The organism is Mesorhizobium sp. B2-1-8, from assembly GCF_006442545.2.
GTDB lineage: Bacteria > Pseudomonadota > Alphaproteobacteria > Rhizobiales > Rhizobiaceae > Mesorhizobium.
In genome coordinates, this window is sequence record NZ_CP083952.1 from 421,698 (window position 1) to 440,814 (window position 19,117).

A 19,117-nucleotide genomic window follows, 5' to 3' on the forward strand; every position below is an offset into this window, starting at 1 on the left:
TGGTTCGAAAATACTGTTCAGGCGGCGCGGTCGCCCCGCGCGGCCCTGACGGCCCGGAAAAACTGTTCGATCAGCGCCGGATCCTTGATGCCCGGCGCGCTTTCCACGCCAGACGAAATGTCTATTGCGGGCGGATTGGCAAGCCGAAGGGCATCGCCGATGTTGGCGGCGTTGAGCCCACCGGAAAGCATGTAATCGATCCCGGCGTCAAGGCCGGCGAGAATGCGCCAGTCGAAGGTGACGCCATTGCCGCCCGGCAGCTCGGAGCCCCTCGGCGGCTTGGCGTCGAACAGGAAGCGATCGGCAACTCCGATGAACGGCCTGATCCGGTCGAGATCGGCGGCCTCGCTGAGCGGCAACGCCTTCATCACCGGCAGCCCATGGCGGGCTTTCAGTTCGGCCACTCGCTCGGGGGTTTCGGAGCCATGCAGCTGCAGCATGTCGGGCTGCATCTTTTCCACGATTTCATCGAGGAAGGCGTCCTTCGCATCCACGGTGACGGCGACCGCCAAGGCCTTGCCACGCGCCGCTTCGCGCAGACGACCGGCTTCGACGGGCTCGACATAGCGCGGGCTTTTCGGAAAGAAAATGAACCCGACATGGCTGGCGCCGCCGGCAAGGGCCGCGGCCATTGCCTGGTCGGTTTTCAAGCCGCAGATTTTGATGTCGAGCGCCATGGCGCGGGAATTGGCACGAAAAGCGCCAAGAGTCGAGAAAAAGCATGCTGTTTGCCGGCAAGGCCAAAGGCGCTACCTATTGAGGGATAGCATGCCAGGCGGGAGAAAGATCATGGCCGACCAGACCGTTGCCGAACTGAAGCAGAAGATCGCACAGGCGCGCGAGGTCATCGCGCATCTGATGGACAAGGCCGCCTTCAACGGCGCCGAAGCGCATCGGGCGCTGGATTATTTCGGCGGCGACGCCTTCGACCGGAATTTTCTGCCCTGGCCTCATCATGGCGAAGAGGGATTGCGGCCAGAGGAGCTCAACGCGGCGAATGACGACTAGCAGCCTACTCGAACGCGATCGCCTGCAGCGCTCCGCCATTGCGCTTCAGCCAATCCTTGCAGCGGTCGGTGTCGGGGCAGAGTTTTTCGCACAATTTCCAGAATTTCGGCCCGTGGTTCATCTCCTTGAGATGCGCCACTTCGTGCGCGACGAGGTAGTTGATGACCGGCTGCGGCGCCATCATGATGCGCCAAGAAAAGGAGAGATTGCCTTCGGAGGTGCAAGAGCCCCAGCGGCTGGAGGTGTCCTTGTAGCGGATCGCCTTGGCGCGCTTGCCGAGCGCCTCGGTGTGTCTGACGACCAGCTTCTCGATCTCCTTCTTGGCCTCGCGCTTCAAGAAATCGGCGATGCGGCGCGGCAGATGGATGCGCTCGCCATGCACGATCAGCAGCGGACCGCGCTCGTCGCGCGATATGGTGACGGTGCCGCGCTTTGACGGCTCATGCACGATGCGGTGGGCCACGCCGCGTACCGGAATCTTGATGCCGGGTCGCACCTGCGGCCGTGTCGGCACCTTGGCCAGCCGCTGCTCCAGCCAGTCCTGGTGGCGGTCGAGGAACCTGTCCACCTCGCCGCGGCGCAGGCCTGGCGGGACGGTGATGCGCAGGCCTTGACCGCCGGAATCGATGCGCAGCGTCAGGCGCTTTGCCCTGGCGCTCTCGACGATCTTGAGCGGCAGGGTGCGGCCGGCGACACAGTATTCCCTCTCCACGGCAGGCGTGGGTTTGGGCTTCGTCAGATTGCGGAAGAACCCGATGGTCATGGCAGGACGATACGCGATTCGAGGAAAACGAATAGAACAAAAAAGAAACGGCGCCGCTCACGCGACGCCGTCATCCTACCTTGGCTTGTCGCTAGGCCTCAGTCGTCGAGCAGGTTCGAGCCTTTGCCACGCTTGGTGGGGGTCGTTCCGGTGCTCGGATCGGTCTTGGTCGGAGCGGTCGACTTGTTGCGGTTGGCCATGAACCGGTCGAATTCGTCCTGGTCCTTGGCGCGGCGCAATTCGCGGGCATACTCGTCGAATTGCGTCAGCATCTCGTCGAGCTTGCGGCGCTCTTCGTTCAGGCGCTCAAGCTCCTTTTCGCGCCAGTCGTCGAAAGCGACGTTGCCGGTGCGGGCGGAGCCGTGGCCCCAGCGCGCGGCCTTGTCGGAACCACGGCGGCAGCCGGCGAAGATGCCGTCGGTCGCGCGGTTGACGTCACGCTTGAAGCCCTCGAGCCGGTCGCCCCAGATAATGTAGGCGAGCATGGCGAAGCCGAGCGGCCAGAACACCATGAAGCCGATCACCATCAACGCGATGGTCGCCGGCGTCCAAGCCGGGCGGATCAATGCAGATGTGTTCATTTTCTCCCATTCCTTCGGTTGGAGACAGCCACAACCGGCTGCGTGGAATCGAAATGGGAAGGCGAAAACGGCGATTCAAGACAATGTCGGCCAAAACCGGACAAGCTTCTGAAATGATTGTCGCTTTTTGAGCATATCAAGGGAAAGAACGGCCAAGCCGGCGATCAGGCCCCAAAAAGCCGCACCGACGCCGAACAGCGTCAGCCCGGAGGCGGTGACGACGAAGGTGACGGTGGCGGCCATGCGGTCGCCCTCATCCTTGAGCGCGATCCCCAGCGCGTTGGCAAGCGAGGCCATCAGCGCGAGACCCGCCACCAGCACGATCAGGCTCTGCGGCAGGACGGCGAAGATCGCCACCAGCGAAGCTCCGAAAATCGCGAAGATCAGATAGGCAAGTGCATAGAACGGGCCGGTCTTCCAGCGTTCAGCCGGATCGGGATGGACGTCAGGCCCGGTGCAGATGGCCGCCGAGATCGCCGCCAGATTGGTGGTTCCGGCCCCAAACGGCGCCGACAGGAGCGAAAACAGGCCGGTGATGCCGATCAGCGGGCCGGGCTCCGGGTGGTACCCCGCGGCGCGCAGCACGGCGAGGCCGGAAAGGTTCTGCGAGGCCATGGTGACGAGATAGAGCGGCAGTGCGAGACCGATGATCGCCTTGGCTGTGAAATGCGGAGCAATAAACGTCAGTGTCGACAGTTCGGGCGCGGGCAAGCCGCCGACACGGCCGGTCAGGAAGGCGGCAAGGCCGCCGCCGACCAGCACCGCCAGTACCGACAGCGCCGGATTGAACAGCCGGATGACAAAGAATGCCGCGATCAGCGGCAGGATGAGCCAAGGGTCCGCCGGGATGGCCTTCATGGCGTTGATGGCGAAGGTGACGACGATGCCGGCCAGCATGCCGGAAGCGACCGAAGCCGGTATTCTCGATATCAGCCGGGTCAGCGGCCCGAACAGGCCGGTCGCGACCAGCAGGATACCGGTGACGATATAGGCGCCGACGGCCTCGCCCATCGAAAAGCCGCTCGAGGCGGCGACCAGTGCCAGTCCCGGCGTCGACCAGGCGGTGATGACAGGCATTTTCGTGCGCCATGACAGCCACAGGCACTCGACCGTCATGGCCAGACAAATCGCCGTCACACCGCTCGCCGTCTCGACCTGCGTCGCGCCGACCGCCTTGGCGGCGGCGATGACGATGGCCAGAGTGCCGCCAAAGCCGACGATGGCCGCGACGAAGGCGGAGACCGGGATGGAAAGACGCACCGTCATTTGCCCCGTCCGGCCATGTCGCCGACGGCCCGCACCAGCATGTCGAGGTCTTGCGGCCGCGACAGGCGATGGTCGCCGTCAGGAATCAGCGACAGCGTGACATCGTCGGCCGGCAGCAGGCTGACCAGCCTCAAGGCGTGGCTCGACGGCACGTCCGCATCGGCCAGCCCCTGCAAGATGTGAACCGGGCAATGCGTGTCGATCGGCCCGGTCATCACCCGGTTTTCCCGCCCATCCTCGATCAGGGCGCGGGTATAAATGTAAGGCTCCGCGGAATAGTCCGACGGCTCCGCGAAGTAGCCCTTTTTGGCGAGCTCGCGCTTCTGCGCCTTGGTCAGCGCCGGTTCGACCAATTCACTGGTGAAATCCGGCGCCGGCGCCAGCAGCACCATGCCGACGACGCTTGCGTCGCCCGCCTTGCGCAATTCCTGCACCATGCGCAGCGCGATCCAGGCACCCATCGACGAACCGACCAGGACCTGATCGCCCTTGGCGAAGTGCCGGAAAACCGCAAGGCTTTGCGCGAGCCAGGTCGAAATCGTACCTTCGGCGAAGGCGCCGCCGGATTCGCCATGGCCAGAGTAGTCGTGCCGCAGGAAGGCACGGCCTTCCCGTGCCGCCCAGTCCGACAGCGTCTCGGCCTTCGTGCCCAGCATGTCCGACTTGTAGCCGCCGAGCCAGACGATGCCGGGCGTCGAGCCGCCCGCGTGGCGCACGGCGATATCGGATCCATCAACATCGAGAAAGGTCGGAGCGGCGGTCATGGCTGTGGGGCGGTCCTGATTTTTTTCACGCCTCGCTTTTGGCACGGCCAAAGGCAAGGCGGAAAGTGCTCGCGATGTTTCTTTGCTTGGCACAGGCTCGTGATCAGGTGATTTCTTGAGAACGCTGTGCTATTGACTTGCGCCGCGCGCTTCCCACATTGGCGCGTCCACACACAGATTTGTACGAACCCCGAACGAAACGGCCAAGGAGACCACGACCATTCGCAGACCTTTCAAAGCAGCGGCGCCGACCAAGGATGGGCCGCGCTCCAACCGTGATATCCGGGTTCCCCGGGTCCAGCTTATCGACGCCGAAGGCCAGAACCGTGGCGATGTTTCCATCAACGACGCATTGCTGCTCGCCGAAGAGGCCGGGCTCGATCTGGTCGAGATATCGCCCAACGCGGTGCCGCCCGTCGTAAAAATCCTCGATCTCGGCAAATTGAAATACGCCAACCAGAAGAAGGCGGCCGAGGCGCGCAAGAACCAGAAGGTCATCGAGATCAAGGAGATCAAGATGCGCCCGAACATCGACAGCCACGACTATGAGACCAAGATGAAGGCGGTCCGCCGCTTCTTCGAGGAAGGCGACAAGGTCAAGCTGACGCTGCGCTTCCGCGGCCGCGAGATGGCGCATATGGAACTCGGCATGCAGCTTCTGAACAAGGTGCGCGAGGAGGTGGCGACCATCGCCAAGGTGGAAGCCGAGCCGAAGCTCGAAGGCCGCCAGATGATGATGGTGCTGGCGCCGCGCTAAGCCTGCGTTGGCGTGAAGTGCCTGAGATCACGGCACGGTCACGAAAAGGTTAGGCGGGCAGCCGCACTCTAAATCCGCCTGAATTGTGATACAGGGCGTCCCGACGACCGGCGGGACGCCTATTCCTGGCTAAAGCTGCGATCGCCGGCTAAGCTCCTCGACGATCGGATCCCAACTTGGACACAGAATACAAACACGGGCTGGGCAACTACCAGCAGATGCGCCGGCTGGTGCTTGCCGTGCTCGTGGTGGTGCTGTTTCTCGCGCTGCTGTTCGGCCAGTCGACCTTCCCGCCCGACACGCCGGTGCACGAATCGATCGAGATGTTCGGCGTGCTGTTGATTTTCCTCGGCATCGTCGGGCGCCTCTGGGCGACGCTCTACATCGGGGGGCGCAAATCATCCGAGGTGGTGACCGGCGGGCCCTATTCGATCACCCGCAACCCGCTCTATGTGTTCTCGACCGTGGCCGCCGCCGGTGTCGGCGCGCAGATCGGCTCGTTCTCAGGCATCGTCCTTTTCGCGGTCCTGTGCGCGGGCGCCTTCCACATCGTCATCCTGCGCGAGGAGAAATTCCTCAAGGAAGCGCTCGGCGCGCCGTATGCCGACTATCTGGCGCGCGTGCCGCGCTTCTTCCCCAGGCTTTCGCTCTACCAGGAAGGCGACACCGGCAGCTTCAAGCCGCGCCTGCTTTTGACCACACTGCTCGACGGGCTGGTATTCCTGATCGCTCTGCCGGCTTTTGAGCTGATCGACGGCGCTCAGCTATCGGGTATGCTGCCGGTGTGGTTCAGGCTGCCCTGACCAGGGACGGTGCGTCGCACGGCTTCGGGTGTTGCGCCCGGGCCATCTTTGATCTATAGCACCGCCGTTCCAAGAAAACCGCCCGGCAGGGCATGCCGTGGCGGTTTCATTTGCTTTTCGGGCTTTGGTCGGCCCGAAGCGAACAAGAAGCGCGATCGTGCGCCAACAATACGGAGTAGCAAAATGCCCAAGATGAAGACCAAATCGGCCGCCAAGAAGCGGTTCAAGATCACAGGTACGGGTAAAGTCCTGTCGGCTGCGGCCGGCAAGCGTCACGGCATGATCAAGCGTTCCAACAAGTTCATTCGAAATGCCCGCGGCACGATGGTTCTGGCTGAACCGGATGGCAAGAAGGTCATCAAGAATTTTCTTCCGAACGGCCTTTAAGTTTTAAGGAGATCATGACATGGCACGCGTAAAGAGAGGCGTCACCTCGCACGCCAAGCACAAGAAGGTCCTGAAAGCCGCCAAGGGTTTTTACGGCCGCCGCAAGAACACCATCCGCATCGCCAAGCAGGCGGTGGAAAAGTCGCTGCAGTACGCTTACCGCGACCGCAAGAACCGCAAGCGCTCGTTCCGCGCGCTGTGGATCCAGCGCATCAACGCCGCGACCCACGAGCACGGCCTGACCTATGGCCGCTTCATCGACGGTTTGAACAAGGCCGGCATCGAGATCGATCGCAAGATCCTGTCCGACATGGCCATCCACGAGCCGCAGGCTTTCGCTGCCCTGGTCGCCAAGGCCAAGGTCGCGCTCGAATATCTGAAGAACACCACGCCGAACGCTTTTGAGAGCGCTGTCGCCTAGAGCATGATGCCAAAAAGTTTCTGACTTTTTGGACAACATCATGCTCCAGGGAAATTAGCGAGGAGCGCGATCTTTTCCGAAAAGTCTGCAACTTTTCGGGATCGGGCTCCGAGCCCAGCGCTTCCCAAGCACTTTCGACACTTGATTTGGGGAACCCGCGCTGGCACGGCTGGCGCGGGTTCTTTTTTTGACCCTGATGTAACCAAAATGGTGACGAACGAACCGAAATGGTGTCGGTCGCCCGATCAAGAAAGCTTCCCCGTGAACGCCACTGCTGGAAATCTTGAAGCCCTGGAAGCCTCTCTGCTTGCCGACATCGCCTCGGCCGCCGACGAGGCGTCGATCGAGGCCGTGCGCGTCTCCGCGCTTGGCAAGAAGGGCTCGGTCTCCGAAATGCTGAAGACGCTTGGCGCGATGAGCGCCGAGGAACGGCAGGTGAAGGGCCCTGCCATCAACGGCCTCAAGAACCGCGTCACCGATGCGCTGACCGCGCGCAAGGTGGAACTGAAGGACGTGGCGATCGCAGCACGGCTTGCCGCCGAGAAGGTCGACGTGACGCTGCCGGTGCGGCAGTCGCCGGCCGAGCGCGGCCGCATCCATCCGATCAGCCAGGTCATCGACGAGATCGCGGCGATCTTCGGCGATCTCGGTTTCGCCATTGCCGAAGGTCCTGACATCGAGACCGACTATTACAATTTCACGGCGCTGAATTTTCCCGACGGCCACCCGGCGCGCGAGATGCACGACACCTTCTTCTTCCAGCCGGACGAGAAGGGCGAACGGAAGCTTTTGCGCACCCACACGTCGCCGGTGCAGATCCGCACCATGGAGAAGCAGAAGCCGCCGATCCGTATCGTCATTCCGGGCAAGACCTACCGGCAGGATTCCGACGCCACCCACTCGCCGATGTTCCATCAGGTCGAGGGGCTGGTGATCGACAAGTCGGCCAACGTCGCCAACATGAAGTGGGTGCTGGAAGAGTTCTGCAAAGCATTCTTCGAAGTGCCGCAGGTCAAGATGCGCTTCCGGCCGTCCTTCTTCCCGTTCACCGAGCCGAGCCTCGAGGTCGACATCCAGTGCGACCGCTCGCGGCCGGGCGAAGTGCGCTTCGGCGAAGGCTCCGACTGGATGGAGATCCTCGGCTGCGGCATGGTGCACCCCAACGTGCTCAGGGCCGGCGGGCTCGATCCCGACGAATATCAAGGCTTTGCCTGGGGCATGGGCATCGACCGCATCGCCATGCTGAAATACGGCATGCCGGACCTGCGCGCCTTCTTCGACGCGGATGTGCGCTGGCTGTCGCATTACGGCTTCAGGCCGCTCGACATGCCGACGCTGTTCGGAGGCCTGAGCGCGTGACGGTCCTGAAGACTCCTGCTGCCAGCTATTACGGAACAGTCCAATGAAATTCACCCTCTCCTGGCTCAAGGATCACCTCGAGACCGACGCCACGCTGGCCGAGATCGTCGAGCGGCTGACCTCGATCGGCCTCGAGGTCGAGCATGTCGACGACAAGGCAGGCCTGAAACCCTTCGTCATCGCCAAGGTGCTGACGGCGGTGCAGCATCCCGATGCCGACCGGCTGCGGGTGCTGACCGTCGATACCGGTGACGGCAAGCCACCAGTGCAGGTCGTCTGTGGCGCCCCCAACGCGCGCGCGGGCCTGATCGGCGCCTTCGCCGCGCCCGGCACCTATGTGCCCGGCATCGACGTGACACTGACGGTCGGCAAGATCCGTGGCGTCGAAAGCCATGGCATGATGTGTTCCGAGCGCGAGCTGGAACTGTCCGATGAGCATAACGGCATCATCGACCTGCCCGAGGATGCGCCGGTCGGCACCAGCTTTGCGTCCTATGCGCATCTCGACGATCCGGTCATCGAGATCAATTTGACGCCGAACCGGCCCGATGCCACCAGTATCCATGGCATCGCCCGGGATTTGGCGGCGAGCGGCCTCGGCCGCCTCGTCGGCGGCGCGATCATGCCGCATGTCGGCAGCGGCATGTGTCCGGTCAAGGTGACGATAGTGGCACCGGAACTTTGCCCCGGCTTCGCACTCAGGCTGATCAAGGGCGTCAGGAACGGCCCCTCGCCGAAATGGCTGCAGCAGCGGCTGATCGCCATTGGGCTCAGGCCGATCAGCGCGCTGGTCGACATCACCAATTACGTCACCTTCGATCGCGGGCGGCCATTGCATGTCTTCGATGCCGCCAAGGTCACCGGCAACCTCGTGGTGCGCCGCGCCAAGGACGGCGAAAAAGTGCAGGCGCTCGACGGGCGCGAATACACGCTGACGCCGGAGATGTGTGTCATTGCCGACGACGATGGCGTCGAATCCATTGCCGGCATCATCGGCGGTGAGCATTCCGGCTGCGATGAGAACACGACGGACGTGCTGATCGAATCCGCCCTTTGGGACCCGATCACTACGGCCCGCACCGGCCGCACGCTCGGCATCATCACCGATGCGCGCTACCGCTTCGAGCGTGGTGTCGATCCTGAATTCATGGTGCCGGGTATCGAGCTGGCGACCAAGCTGGTGATCGACTTCTGCGGCGGCACTCCGACGGAGGCCGAGGTGGCCGGCTATGCCGGGCATCAGCCGAGGATCGTTTCCCTTCCCTTGTCGGAAGTGAAGCGGCTGACCGGCATCGAGGTGCCAAAGGCGGAGAGCCTCGACATCCTGTCGCGTCTCGGCTTCCACGCGCAGGGATCGGGCTACATCGTCGACGTGACCGTGCCCTCCTGGCGCCCCGATGTCGACGGCAAGGCTGACCTGGTCGAGGAGGTCATGCGCATCCATGGCGTCGACAATATCGCGCCGCAGCCGCTCGGCGCACATGACGTGGTCAACGGCAAGATCCTGACGACGCTACAGATCCGCACCCGTGCCGCCAAGCGTTCGCTTGCCGCGCGCGGCATGATGGAGGCCGTTACCTGGTCGTTCATTCCGGCCAAGCACGCCGAACTGTTCGGCGGCGGCCAGGCAGCGCTGAAACTCGCCAATCCGATCGCCGCCGACATGTCCGACATGCGGCCCTCGCTGCTGCCGGGGCTGATTTCGGCCGCGCAGCGCAATGCCGACAAGGGTATTGGCGACGTTGCCTTGTTCGAAGTGTCGGGCACCTATGAAGGCGATGGCGCCGACCAGCAGCGACGCGTCGCTGCCGGCGTGCGCCGCGGCACCGCCAAGCTCGACGGCTCCGGCCGCAACTGGGCCGGCAATTCGGGTCCGGTCGGCGTGTTCGACGCCAAGGCGGACGCGATCGCCGCCCTCGAAGCCTGCGGCGCGCCGGTCGACCGGTTGCAGATCGAGGCCGGCGGACCGGCCTGGTATCACCCCGGCCGTTCCGGCACGATCAAGCTCGGTCCGAAGGCCGTGCTCGGCACGTTCGGCGAGTTCCATCCGAAGACGCTGGAAGGGCTCGATGTCTCCGGGCCGCTATGCGGCTTCGAGGTGTTCGTCGACGCCGTGCCCGAGCCGAAGGCCAAGCCGACGAAAACCAAGCCCAGGCTGGAGCTCTCCGCCTTCCAGGCGGTGAAGCGCGACTTCGCCTTCGTCGTCGACAAAACGGTGGAGGCCGGCACGCTGGTACGCGCCGCACTTGCCGCCGACAAGAAGCTGATCACGGCGGTCTCAGTCTTCGACGTGTTCGAGGGCGCGTCGCTTGGCGAGAGCAAGAAGTCGATCGCCATCGAAGTGTCGATCCAGCCGGTAGAGAAGACCCTGACCGACGAGGATTTCGAAGCGCTGGCCAGGCGCATCGTCGACAACGTCGGCAAGCAGACGGGCGGCATGCTGCGCGCTTAGAGCGGCTCAACGCCGCTCCAAGCATTTGTTCTTACGCAATTCCGGACGGAAAACCGCTCGACACTTTTCCTGGAATTGCTTTGGTGGATTGCACAGCAATGGCGAATCGCCTTCCAAAGGGCGATGGACCATCTGCGCTATTCCGGACTCCCATTCGAGAAACAACGCCAGGCGTTTCTAGACATCGTCGCGGCCGATCCGCTGCTGGCCGAAACGTTAGCGCGGGTGCGCATGCTTGCGCTGCCAGACTGGTTGGTGGTTTCCGGCGCGCTCTACAACAGCGTCTGGAACCATCTGACCGGCAAACCGCAGGGTTACGGCATCAGGGATGTCGACCTCTTCTATTTCGATGACTCCGACCTGTCCTACGAGGCGGAGGACGCCGTGATCCGCCGGGCGGCGCGACATTTCGAGGGACTGCCGCTGCCGGTCGAGGTGCGCAACCAGGCCCGCGTGCATCTGTGGTATCCGCAGAAATTCGGCCAGCACTGCCCGCGCTATACGAGTGCCAGCGAACCCATCGGCTATTTCGCCTCCAAGACGCATGCGGTCGGGGTGCGCTACGGCGCCGATGGGGGGCTGGAGCTGGTGGCGCCGTTTGGGCTGGATGATCTTTTTTCGTTTCGCATCACGCCCAGCCGGGTGATGGACAATCGGCGAACGCATGAGGCGAAGGGCAAGCGGGCGCAGGAGTGTTGGCCGGAGATTACGGTTGTGCCGTGGTGAGCCGACCGAAATAGGAGATGTTGGCGGGACAGCGCCCCCCTCTGCCCTGCCGGGCATCTCCCCCACATGGGGGGAGATTGGCAACTTCGCGGTCCTGCCCCTTTTTCGACGTTGGCAGTTGGCGAAAGTAGAGGTGCATCCAATCTCCCCCCTCGTGGGGGAGATGTCCGGCAGGACAGAGGGGGGCGCCTCGCGCCTACGTCAGCAAAGGGGGCGCCTCGCGCCCATCTATCTACCCATTCACCAGCGCCAGCAGTTCCTCGGTATAGCGCTTGCCCATCACCTTGTCGGGCGACAGCGCATCGCCAATCGATGTCACCTCGGCCGCGCTCAGTTCAATCCCGGCCGCCGCGGTGTTCTGCTCCAGGTGGCGGATTTTTCGGGCACCCGGGATCGGCACGATGAAGTCGCCCTGGTGCAGCACCCAGGCCAGCGCCAGCTGCGCCGAGGTCACGCCCTTCTCGGCCGCCATCTTTTCCAACGTGGCGATCACCTTGGCATTGGCGGCCATGGCGTCGGCCTGGAAGCGCGGCAGGCCACGGCGCCAGTCGTCGCCGCTCAGGGTCTCCGGCTTGGCGATCGTGCCGGTGAGCAGGCCGCGGCCTAGCGGGCTGTAGGGCACGAAGCCGATGCCGAGTTCGCGGCAGACAGCGAAGACCTCGTCTTCAGGGTCGCGGCTCCACAGCGAATACTCGCTCTGCACCGCCGCGATCGGGTGCACGGCGTGTGCCCGTCGGATGGTGGCCGCACTTGCCTCCGACAGGCCAATCGCCCGCACCTTGCCCTCGCGCACCAGCTCGGCCATGGCGCCGACCGTATCCTCGATCGGCACGTTCGGGTCGACGCGGTGCTGGTAGTAGAGGTCGATGACATCGGTGCCGAGCCGCTTCAGCGACGCCTCGGCGACGGCCTTGACGTGCTCGGGACGGCTGTCGACACCAGCCATGCGATCCATGCCGGTGCCTTCTTCCAGGATCTTGAAGCCGAACTTGGTCGCGATGGTCACCTTGTCGCGGACGGATTTCAGCGCCTTGCCGAGCAGGATCTCGTTCTCATAGGGCCCGTAGACCTCCGCCGTGTCGAAGAAGGTGACACCGATCTCGACGGCGCGGTGCAGGGTGGCGATCGCCTCGGCCTCCGGCTGGCCGCCATAGGCAAAGCTCATGCCCATGCAACCAAGGCCGACCGGGAAGACTTCGAGTTCAGTTCCTAGCTTGCGGGTTTTCATCACGCATCTCCTGTTGTGATGAGATTGAAATAGGCCCTTGCGGCTCGTTCGATAATCGGCTCCTCTTCGTACGGGCTGTTCCAAGAAATAGATCAATGAACCGAGCACATCTCTCACAGCTTGCTGTGCTGGCAAGCGTTGCCCAATGCGGCAGTTTTCGCGGTGCGGCCAGGGAACTGGCGATCGCGCCCTCGGCGGTCAGCCACGCGGTCTCCAGCCTGGAAGCACGGCTTGGCGTGCGCCTTTTGGCGCGCAGCACCCGTAGCGTCGCTCCGACCGAGGAAGGCGCGCAATTGCTGGAGCGATTGCGCCCGGCGCTTTCCGAGATCAACCTGGCGCTGGAGACGGCCGTCGAGGCGCGCGACCGGCCCGCCGGGAACCTGCGGCTCAGCGTGCCACGCACCTCAGCGCATCTGGTGCTGACGCCACGGCTCGGCGCCTTTGCGTCGGCCTATCCCGACATCGTGCTGGAGATCGTCATCGAGGATCGCTTCACCGACGTGGTGGAAGGCGGTTTCGATGCGGGTGTGCGGCTCGGCGAAAGCCTGCAGCGCGACATGATCGCGGTGCGCATCGGGCCGGACATTCGTGGCGCCGTGGTCGGCGCGCCATCCTATTTCGAGACCATGCCCCGGCCGCGCCACCCGCGCGAACTTGCCGATCATCGCTGCATCCGCTTCCGCTTCTCCAGCGGCATCCTCTACCGCTGGGAGTTCGAGAAGGACGGCGAAGAGGTCGAGTTGGCGGTGCAAGGACCGCTGATCCTCGACGAAGACCATCTGATAGCGCAGGCCGCGATCGACGGTGCGGGACTTGCCTTCGTCTTCGAGGATTATGTCCGCGCACCGCTTGCCGACGGCCGGTTGATCCGCGTTCTGGAGGACTGGTGCCCATCGTTCGACGGTTTCTTCGTCTATTACCCCAGCCGCCGTCAGATGCGACCGGCATTGAGGGCTTTCGTCGATTTCTTCAAGGTGAGCGGGTAGGCCACCCTCCCCAAAGGCGGAAGAAACCCAGCCCGGCATTCGTTCGCCTCGCATGCAGACCATCACCAACACCGCGACCCGCTATGGCTGGGCAACCATCGTCCTTCACTGGCTGGTCGGGATTATCTTCATCGGCCAGTTCATGCTCGGCTTCGTCATGGTCAGGACCCAGAGCCAGCGCACGGCCTTCGAGCTGATCCAGTTGCACAAATCCCTGGGCTTTCTGCTGCTTGGCCTCATCATCCTGCGTATCGCCTGGCGGCTCGGCAATGCGACACCGTCCTTGCCGCCTTCCGTCGGCGCCCTGGAGCGCCACTCGGCGCCGCTGGCGCATCTGGCACTCTATGCCTTCCAGATCGCCCTGCCCCTGTCCGGCTGGGCGCTGGTGTCGGTTTCGACGCTGGAGATTCCCAGCATGCCATTCAACCTGTTCGTCATGCCCAACCTGCCGCTGGCCGAATCCGACGCCGCCGAATCCGACGCCGCCGAAAGCTTTTGGGCGTCGGCACACTGGCATCTCGCCTATGCCGGTATCGGGCTGGTTGCGCTGCATGTCTGTGCGGCCCTGCGCCACCATTTCCTGCTGCGCGACAGCGTGCTCGCGCGCATGATCACGCCTTCGTCAGCCGGGGAATAGAACGGGCATTGGTCTCGTTTGTGAGGTGAGGACGTGAGAGAGCGTTGCCTCCGAACAAGGAACAACCCAATGCATGCGCGAATCCTCGGATTGGCGGCTGCCGCCGCCTGCCTTGCCATGCCCGTCCATGCGGCAGTCGTGCTGGGCGATGCTGCCGGCAGCTACACGATCAGCCAGGCCGGCTCGGCGATCCGCTTCACCATCGGCAAGGCCGGCGGCGGCGGCTTCGACGGCGCCTTCGCTCGTTTCAAGGGCACGATCCGTATCGACAACAAGGATGTCGGTCGCTCGAAGGTCGACCTCACCATCTATCCCGAGAGCGTCGGCACCGGCCAGGGCCGCATCGATGCCTTCCTGCGTTCCGACGCGGTGTTCGACGCGGCCAACAGTCCCGAAATCCAGTTCCGTTCGACCAGCGTGACCCGCACCGGCGACACGACGGCGCTCGTCACCGGCCGGCTGACGGCGCGCGGCAAGACGTTTCCGGAAAAATTCAGCGCCGAGCTCGATGGATTGAAGGGCGGCGCGATCAAATTTCATGTCACCGGCAAGGTGCTGCGCTCCCGCTACGGCATGGATGTCGGCACGCCCCTCTATTCCAACGTCGTCGATTTCGACATGACGCTGACGGGGAGAAGGGGCTGAGAGGCAGCGGTACCGAGCACCCGCATTGGCTTTTCCGGCGATTTCAGGCAAACCTCCTTGCCTGAAATCGACATGGAGAAGCGTGATGTTCCGATGGGGTGTGTTGTCGACGGCCAAGATCGGCCGCGAGCAGTTGTTGCCGGCGATCGTCGAGGCGGAGAACGGCGTGCTGTCGGCGATCGCCAGCCGCGACCTGTCGAAGGCCAAGGCATTGGGAGACCGCTTCGGCGCGCGCCATGCCTTCGGCTCCTATGAGGACCTGCTCGCTTCCGACGAGGTCGACGGCGTCTATATCCCGCTGCCTACCTCGCAACACGTCGAATGGACGGCCAAGGCCATCGAAGCCGGCAAGCATGTGCTGGTCGAAAAGCCGCTGGCGCTCGACGCCAGGGACATCGCGCCGCTGATAAAGCTGCGCGACCAGAAGAAGGTGCTGGCCTGCGAAGCTTTCATGGTCATCTACCATCCGCAATGGGTCAAGGTGCGTGATCTCATCGCCAGCGGCGCCATCGGCCGGCTGCGCCATGTGCAGGGCGCTTTCTCCTACTACAATGTCGACCCCGACAATATGCGCAACAAGCTCGACCTGGGTGGCGGCGCGCTGCCCGACATCGGCGTCTACCCGACCGTGTCGACGCGCTTTTCGACCGGCAAGGAGCCGCTGCGCGTGCAGGCGACGATCGAGCGCGACAAGACATTCGGCACCGACATCTATTCCTCGATCCGCGCCGATTTCGGCGATTTCGAACTGTCTTTCTACCTGTCGACCCAGATGGCGGCGCGCCAGGTGATGGTGTTCCACGGCGAGAAGGGTTTCATCGAAGTGTTCTCGCCCTTCAACGCCGGGCTGTACGACCATCACCGCGTCGAACTGCACAACCAGAACCACACCGAGGCCCAGGTGTTCCGCTTCCCCGGGACACAGCAGTACAGGCTCGAGGTCGAGACCTTCGCGCGGGCGGCACAGGGCGGCAAGGAGCGGGTCTTCACGCTCGAAGAATCCGTGCTCAACCAGAAAGTCATCGACGCAATCTTCCGCGCCGGCGACACAGGCGGCTGGGAGGCCGTCTGAGCCATTGTCTGACGCAATTCCCTAGGGAAAGCGCTACGCGCTTTTCCCGGGAAAACCGCCTCGAATTGTTTGCTTAGCCGGTTAACTGGATGAAAAATGGCTGACGACGCGGACGTGATCATTGTCGGCGCCGGCCTTGCCGGGCTGGTTGCCGCCGCCGAGCTTGCCGAGGCCGGCAAGAAAATCATCATCGTCGACCAGGAGCCGGAGCAGTCGCTGGGCGGCCAGGCGTTCTGGTCGTTCGGCGGGCTTTTCCTCGTCGATTCACCAGAGCAGCGGCGCATGCGCATCCGCGACTGCCATGATCTGGCGCTCGAGGACTGGATGGGCACCGCCGCCTTCGACCGGCCGGAAGACCACTGGCCGCGCAAATGGGCGGAGGCCTATGTCGGCTTCGCCGCCGGCGAGAAGCGCTCCTGGCTGATCGAGCGCGGCCTGAAGTTCTTTCCTGTCGTCGGCTGGGCCGAACGCGGCGGCGGCAATGCCATCGGCCACGGCAATTCGGTGCCGCGCTTCCACATCACCTGGGGTACTGGCCCGGGCGTCCTCGAACCTTTTGTTCTGCGCGTGCGGGAGGCGCAAAAGCGCGGATTGATCGACTTCAGGTTCCGTCACCGGGTCAATGCGCTGACGCGGACGGGTGCAGCCGTGACCGGCGTACAGGGCGATATCCTGCAGCCGAGCACTGTCGAGCGTGGCCACAAGAGCTCGCGCGAAATATCGGGCGATTTCGCATTGCAAGCGCAGGCGGTGATCGTCGCCTCCGGCGGCATCGGCGGCAACCATCAGCTGGTGCGGGAAAACTGGCCCAGGCGGCTGGGCTCGGCACCCAAGCGCATGATCACCGGCGTGCCGGACCATGTCGACGGCCGCATGCTGGCGATCACGGAACAGGCCGGCGGCTCGATCATCAACCGCGACCGGATGTGGCACTATGTCGAAGGCATCAAGAACTGGGCGCCGATCTGGACCGATCACGCGATCCGCATCCTGCCCGGCCCGTCCTCGCTGTGGCTCGATGCCCGGGGAAAACGCCTGCCGGTGCCGCTCTATCCCGGCTTCGACACGCTGGGCACACTCAGCCACATCATGAGCACCGGCTTCGACTATTCCTGGTTCATCCTGACGAAGAAAATCATCCAGAAGGAGTTCGCGCTGTCGGGCTCCGAACAGAACCCCGATCTGACGGGAAAAAGCTGGCGCCAGGTGCTCGGCCGCGCCACGTCGGGCATCCCCGGCCCGGTCAAGGCGTTCATGGAAAAGGGCGAGGATTTCATCGTCGAGACCGAATTGCCGAAGCTGGTCGCCCGCATGAACGCGCTGGCCGGCGGCGAACCGCTGCTCGATGTTGCAGGGGTCGAGCGCGAGATCCGCGCCCGTGACATGCAACTCGACAACCCGTTCTCCAAGGACATGCAGATCACCGCGCTGCGCGGGGCGCGGGCCTATCTCGGCGACCGGCTGATCCGCACGGCAAAGCCGCACAAGATGCTCGACCCGGCGAACGGACCGCTGATCGCGGTGCGCCTCAACATCCTGACCCGCAAGACGCTGGGCGGCCTGCAGACCGATCTCGACGGCCGCGTGCTTGATACCGACGGCCAGCCGGTGCCGGGCCTCTATGCCGTCGGCGAAGCCGCCGGTTTCGGCGGCGGCGGCGTGCATGGCTACGCGGCGCTCGAAGGCACGTTCCTGGGTGGTTGCATTTTCTCGGGCCGCGGCGCCGGCCGGGCGGCTGCGCGGTCGGTGGGGTGAGACGGCAGCGGCGTGAGTCGACGGCCGGCCGAGCATGGCAAAGCCGGTGCTATCGACGGCGCAACCGACGAACTGCAGTTCAAGGATTTGGCGCACCCGACAGGATTCGAACCTGTGACCTCTGCCTTCGGAGGGCAGCGCTCTATCCAGCTGAGCTACGGGTGCTTTCAGGACGAAGGGTCCGGAAAACGAACCAGCCGGTGAACCGGCAAGTCACGGCTTCTTAGCGGAAGCGGGGGCGGGCTTCAACGGGCAATTGAGGATTGGAGATTTCCCTTCGTAAGGCGAGGACTCTGTCGAGCATGACGCTCCCCTCTCCATGTCCGCTTCGCCGAGCCTCCTGCCGGGGCGAGCCACGGGTCTCGCCCGTCCCTCGGACCGCCCACTCTGCGGGGCGAGGACCCGAGCCTTTCCGACGGCGCCGGCAGCCCGCTTCGTCCGGTCGATCCGCGCTGTCCCTCACTGCCCCGCCTCGCTCTCCACCGTCCGTCGCGCGCGCGTCGCCCCCGCAAAGTATGACGTTCCCCCCGCCAGCCACGTGCCCTAGTATTTCCGAAGTAAGTCGCGCATAATGGGCGCGGCCTTCCTGCGGGACAGAGTCCCTCGGAACGCCGGGAGGAACCGAGGATGGCCGTTGTGCTCGTACTCGTTCTGATTGTCGTCGGCTCGGTGCTGTTCCATGTGCTGAGCCCTTGGTGGTGGACGCCGATAGCCTCCAACTGGGGCTATATCGACAGCACTCTCGTCATCACGTTCTGGATCACCGGGACGGTCTTCTCCGCTGTCGTGCTGTTCATGGCATATTGCGTGTACCGCTTCCGGCACAAGGAAGGGCAGAAGGCGCACTACGAGCCCGAAAGTAGGAAGCTCGAATCCTGGCTGACCGTGGTCACCGCTGTCGGCGTCGCGGCATTGCTGGCGCCCGGGCTGTTCGTGTGGAGCCAGTTCGTCACCGTTCCCAAGGACGCGACCGAGATCGAGGTCGTTGCGCAGCAATGGCAATGGAGCTTCCGCTTGCCCGGCGCGGACGGCAAGCTTGGCACCTCGAACGCCCGGCTCATCGGTTCCGAGAACCCGCTTGGCATCAACCCGCAGGACCCGAACGGTCAGGATGATGTCGTGGTCGTGGCGACCGATCTGCATCTGCCGATCGGCAAGCCGGTCAAGGTGTTGCTGCGCTCGATCGACGTGCTGCACGATTTTTACGTGCCGGAGTTCCGCGCCAAGATGGACATGGTTCCCGGCACTGTCACCTATTTCTGGTTCACCCCCACCAAGACAGGGAGTTTCGAAGTTCTTTGCGCCGAGCTTTGCGGCGTCGGTCACGCCTTCATGCGTGGCGTCGTGAAGGTCGACACCCCAGAGGATTATCTGGCCTGGCTGCAGCAGCAGTCGACCTTTGCCCAGATGTCGGCACCCGCCAAGGTGGGCGTGCTTGCTGCGCCGGCGACGGCACGGGCGAAGGCAGAGTAAGGCATCGATGAAACCGGCCCCGAGGAGGACCGGA

Annotated in this window: 20 protein-coding genes and 1 tRNA gene; 14 read left to right on the forward strand and 7 right to left on the reverse strand. The window is 63.9% G+C overall.

Annotated elements, in window-relative coordinates; translation table 11 throughout:
- Positions 1–17: 17 nt before the first annotated feature.
- Positions 18–677 (reverse strand): phosphoribosylanthranilate isomerase, encoded by a 660-nt coding sequence (locus tag FJ970_RS01915; RefSeq protein ID WP_140757250.1) that lies wholly within the window; start codon positions 675–677, stop codon positions 18–20.
- A gap of 112 nt (positions 678–789) precedes the next feature.
- Here FJ970_RS01915 and FJ970_RS01920 point away from each other — a divergent pair, with 112 nt between their 5' ends.
- A complete protein-coding gene (locus tag FJ970_RS01920) occupies positions 790–1,008 on the forward strand; it encodes a hypothetical protein (RefSeq protein WP_140506871.1) in 219 nt (72 codons plus the stop codon).
- Positions 1,009–1,012: 4 nt separating this feature from the next.
- Here the strand turns inward: FJ970_RS01920 and FJ970_RS01925 are convergent, their stop codons facing one another.
- The 4 genes from FJ970_RS01925 to FJ970_RS01940 form a co-directional block, all read right to left on the reverse strand.
- The gene (locus FJ970_RS01925; protein ID WP_140757252.1) at positions 1,013–1,771 is read right to left on the reverse strand and encodes a M48 family metallopeptidase; all 759 of its coding nucleotides are present in this window, start codon (positions 1,769–1,771) and stop codon (positions 1,013–1,015) included.
- 98 nt (positions 1,772–1,869) lie between these two features.
- Positions 1,870–2,352, reverse strand: coding sequence for a DUF2852 domain-containing protein (locus FJ970_RS01930; RefSeq protein ID WP_140757254.1), 483 nt, complete (start codon positions 2,350–2,352; stop codon positions 1,870–1,872).
- Between the two features lie 75 nt (positions 2,353–2,427).
- Entirely contained in the window at positions 2,428–3,618 is a 1,191-nt protein-coding gene (locus FJ970_RS01935; RefSeq protein WP_181178396.1) for a benzoate/H(+) symporter BenE family transporter, read from the reverse strand.
- A complete protein-coding gene (locus tag FJ970_RS01940) occupies positions 3,615–4,382 on the reverse strand; it encodes an alpha/beta hydrolase (RefSeq protein ID WP_140757256.1) in 768 nt (255 codons plus the stop codon). The genes FJ970_RS01935 and FJ970_RS01940 overlap by 4 nt, the downstream gene beginning before the upstream one ends.
- Before the next feature lie 220 nt (positions 4,383–4,602).
- On the opposite strand from FJ970_RS01940, the gene infC reads away from it, so the two are divergent.
- The 7 genes from infC to FJ970_RS01975 all read left to right on the forward strand — a co-directional run bounded on the left by infC (position 4,603) and on the right by FJ970_RS01975 (position 11,287).
- On the forward strand, positions 4,603–5,139 hold the full coding sequence (infC, locus tag FJ970_RS01945; RefSeq protein ID WP_010912915.1) for a translation initiation factor IF-3: 537 nt from the start codon (positions 4,603–4,605) through the stop codon (positions 5,137–5,139).
- A 176-nt stretch (positions 5,140–5,315) separates the two neighbouring features.
- Positions 5,316–5,942, forward strand: a complete 627-nt coding sequence (locus FJ970_RS01950; RefSeq protein WP_140757258.1) for a methyltransferase family protein — start codon at positions 5,316–5,318, stop codon at positions 5,940–5,942.
- A 183-nt stretch (positions 5,943–6,125) separates the two neighbouring features.
- Positions 6,126–6,329, forward strand: a complete 204-nt coding sequence (gene rpmI, locus FJ970_RS01955) for a 50S ribosomal protein L35 (protein ID WP_006201248.1) — start codon at positions 6,126–6,128, stop codon at positions 6,327–6,329.
- Between the two features lie 19 nt (positions 6,330–6,348).
- Complete coding sequence (gene rplT / locus FJ970_RS01960) at positions 6,349–6,750, forward strand: 50S ribosomal protein L20 (protein ID WP_006201247.1); 402 nt, start codon at positions 6,349–6,351, stop codon at positions 6,748–6,750.
- Positions 6,751–7,011: 261 nt separating this feature from the next.
- Complete coding sequence (gene pheS, locus FJ970_RS01965) at positions 7,012–8,109, forward strand: phenylalanine--tRNA ligase subunit alpha (RefSeq protein ID WP_140757260.1); 1,098 nt, start codon at positions 7,012–7,014, stop codon at positions 8,107–8,109.
- Positions 8,110–8,152: 43 nt separating this feature from the next.
- Entirely contained in the window at positions 8,153–10,561 is a 2,409-nt protein-coding gene (pheT, locus tag FJ970_RS01970; RefSeq protein ID WP_140757262.1) for a phenylalanine--tRNA ligase subunit beta, read from the forward strand.
- A gap of 123 nt (positions 10,562–10,684) precedes the next feature.
- Positions 10,685–11,287: a nucleotidyltransferase family protein gene (locus FJ970_RS01975; RefSeq protein ID WP_140757264.1), complete on the forward strand. Its 603-nt coding sequence runs from the start codon at positions 10,685–10,687 to the stop codon at positions 11,285–11,287.
- A 232-nt stretch (positions 11,288–11,519) separates the two neighbouring features.
- Here FJ970_RS01975 and FJ970_RS01985 read toward each other — a convergent pair whose 3' ends face one another.
- The gene (locus tag FJ970_RS01985; RefSeq protein WP_140757266.1) at positions 11,520–12,515 is read right to left on the reverse strand and encodes an aldo/keto reductase; all 996 of its coding nucleotides are present in this window, start codon (positions 12,513–12,515) and stop codon (positions 11,520–11,522) included.
- A 95-nt stretch (positions 12,516–12,610) separates the two neighbouring features.
- On the opposite strand from FJ970_RS01985, the gene FJ970_RS01990 reads away from it, so the two are divergent.
- The 5 genes from FJ970_RS01990 (at position 12,611) to FJ970_RS02010 (ending at position 17,610) form a co-directional block, all read left to right on the forward strand.
- Positions 12,611–13,501, forward strand: coding sequence for a LysR family transcriptional regulator (locus tag FJ970_RS01990; protein ID WP_140757268.1), 891 nt, complete (start codon positions 12,611–12,613; stop codon positions 13,499–13,501).
- Positions 13,502–13,553: 52 nt separating this feature from the next.
- Complete coding sequence (locus tag FJ970_RS01995; RefSeq protein WP_140757270.1) at positions 13,554–14,138, forward strand: cytochrome b; 585 nt, start codon at positions 13,554–13,556, stop codon at positions 14,136–14,138.
- 69 nt (positions 14,139–14,207) lie between these two features.
- The gene (locus tag FJ970_RS02000; RefSeq protein WP_140757272.1) at positions 14,208–14,783 is read left to right on the forward strand and encodes a YceI family protein; all 576 of its coding nucleotides are present in this window, start codon (positions 14,208–14,210) and stop codon (positions 14,781–14,783) included.
- An 85-nt stretch (positions 14,784–14,868) separates the two neighbouring features.
- Positions 14,869–15,855 carry a Gfo/Idh/MocA family protein gene (locus tag FJ970_RS02005; RefSeq protein WP_140757274.1) on the forward strand — a complete coding sequence of 329 codons (987 nt, stop codon included), beginning with the start codon at positions 14,869–14,871 and terminating at the stop codon, positions 15,853–15,855.
- 96 nt (positions 15,856–15,951) lie between these two features.
- On the forward strand, positions 15,952–17,610 hold the full coding sequence (locus FJ970_RS02010) for an FAD-binding dehydrogenase (protein WP_140757276.1): 1,659 nt from the start codon (positions 15,952–15,954) through the stop codon (positions 17,608–17,610).
- Between the two features lie 88 nt (positions 17,611–17,698).
- Here FJ970_RS02010 and FJ970_RS02015 read toward each other — a convergent pair.
- Positions 17,699–17,775: transfer RNA gene (locus tag FJ970_RS02015), tRNA-Arg, on the reverse strand.
- 462 nt (positions 17,776–18,237) lie between these two features.
- Between FJ970_RS02015 and FJ970_RS02020 the strand changes: the two genes are divergently transcribed.
- Positions 18,238–19,083 (forward strand): cytochrome c oxidase subunit II, encoded by an 846-nt coding sequence (locus FJ970_RS02020; RefSeq protein ID WP_140757278.1) that lies wholly within the window; start codon positions 18,238–18,240, stop codon positions 19,081–19,083.
- The last annotated feature ends 34 nt before the right edge of the window (positions 19,084–19,117 follow it).

Coding starts and splice junctions, on each gene's coding strand:
- FJ970_RS02005 (WP_140757274.1), top strand. CDS start 14,869: ATGTTCCGATGGGGTGTGTTGTCGACGGCCAAGATCGGCCGCGAGCAG.
- FJ970_RS02020 (WP_140757278.1), top strand. CDS start 18,238: ATGGCCGTTGTGCTCGTACTCGTTCTGATTGTCGTCGGCTCGGTGCTG.
- FJ970_RS01940 (WP_140757256.1), bottom strand. CDS start 4,382: ATGACCGCCGCTCCGACCTTTCTCGATGTTGATGGATCCGATATCGCC.
- FJ970_RS01920 (WP_140506871.1), top strand. CDS start 790: ATGGCCGACCAGACCGTTGCCGAACTGAAGCAGAAGATCGCACAGGCG.
- FJ970_RS01915 (WP_140757250.1), bottom strand. CDS start 677: ATGGCGCTCGACATCAAAATCTGCGGCTTGAAAACCGACCAGGCAATG.
- pheT (WP_140757262.1), top strand. CDS start 8,153: ATGAAATTCACCCTCTCCTGGCTCAAGGATCACCTCGAGACCGACGCC.
- rplT (WP_006201247.1), top strand. CDS start 6,349: ATGGCACGCGTAAAGAGAGGCGTCACCTCGCACGCCAAGCACAAGAAG.
- FJ970_RS01925 (WP_140757252.1), bottom strand. CDS start 1,771: ATGACCATCGGGTTCTTCCGCAATCTGACGAAGCCCAAACCCACGCCT.
- rpmI (WP_006201248.1), top strand. CDS start 6,126: ATGCCCAAGATGAAGACCAAATCGGCCGCCAAGAAGCGGTTCAAGATC.
- FJ970_RS01985 (WP_140757266.1), bottom strand. CDS start 12,515: ATGAAAACCCGCAAGCTAGGAACTGAACTCGAAGTCTTCCCGGTCGGC.
- FJ970_RS01930 (WP_140757254.1), bottom strand. CDS start 2,352: ATGAACACATCTGCATTGATCCGCCCGGCTTGGACGCCGGCGACCATC.
- FJ970_RS02000 (WP_140757272.1), top strand. CDS start 14,208: ATGCATGCGCGAATCCTCGGATTGGCGGCTGCCGCCGCCTGCCTTGCC.
- FJ970_RS02010 (WP_140757276.1), top strand. CDS start 15,952: ATGGCTGACGACGCGGACGTGATCATTGTCGGCGCCGGCCTTGCCGGG.
- FJ970_RS01975 (WP_140757264.1), top strand. CDS start 10,685: ATGGACCATCTGCGCTATTCCGGACTCCCATTCGAGAAACAACGCCAG.
- FJ970_RS01935 (WP_181178396.1), bottom strand. CDS start 3,618: ATGACGGTGCGTCTTTCCATCCCGGTCTCCGCCTTCGTCGCGGCCATC.
- FJ970_RS01990 (WP_140757268.1), top strand. CDS start 12,611: ATGAACCGAGCACATCTCTCACAGCTTGCTGTGCTGGCAAGCGTTGCC.
- FJ970_RS01995 (WP_140757270.1), top strand. CDS start 13,554: ATGCAGACCATCACCAACACCGCGACCCGCTATGGCTGGGCAACCATC.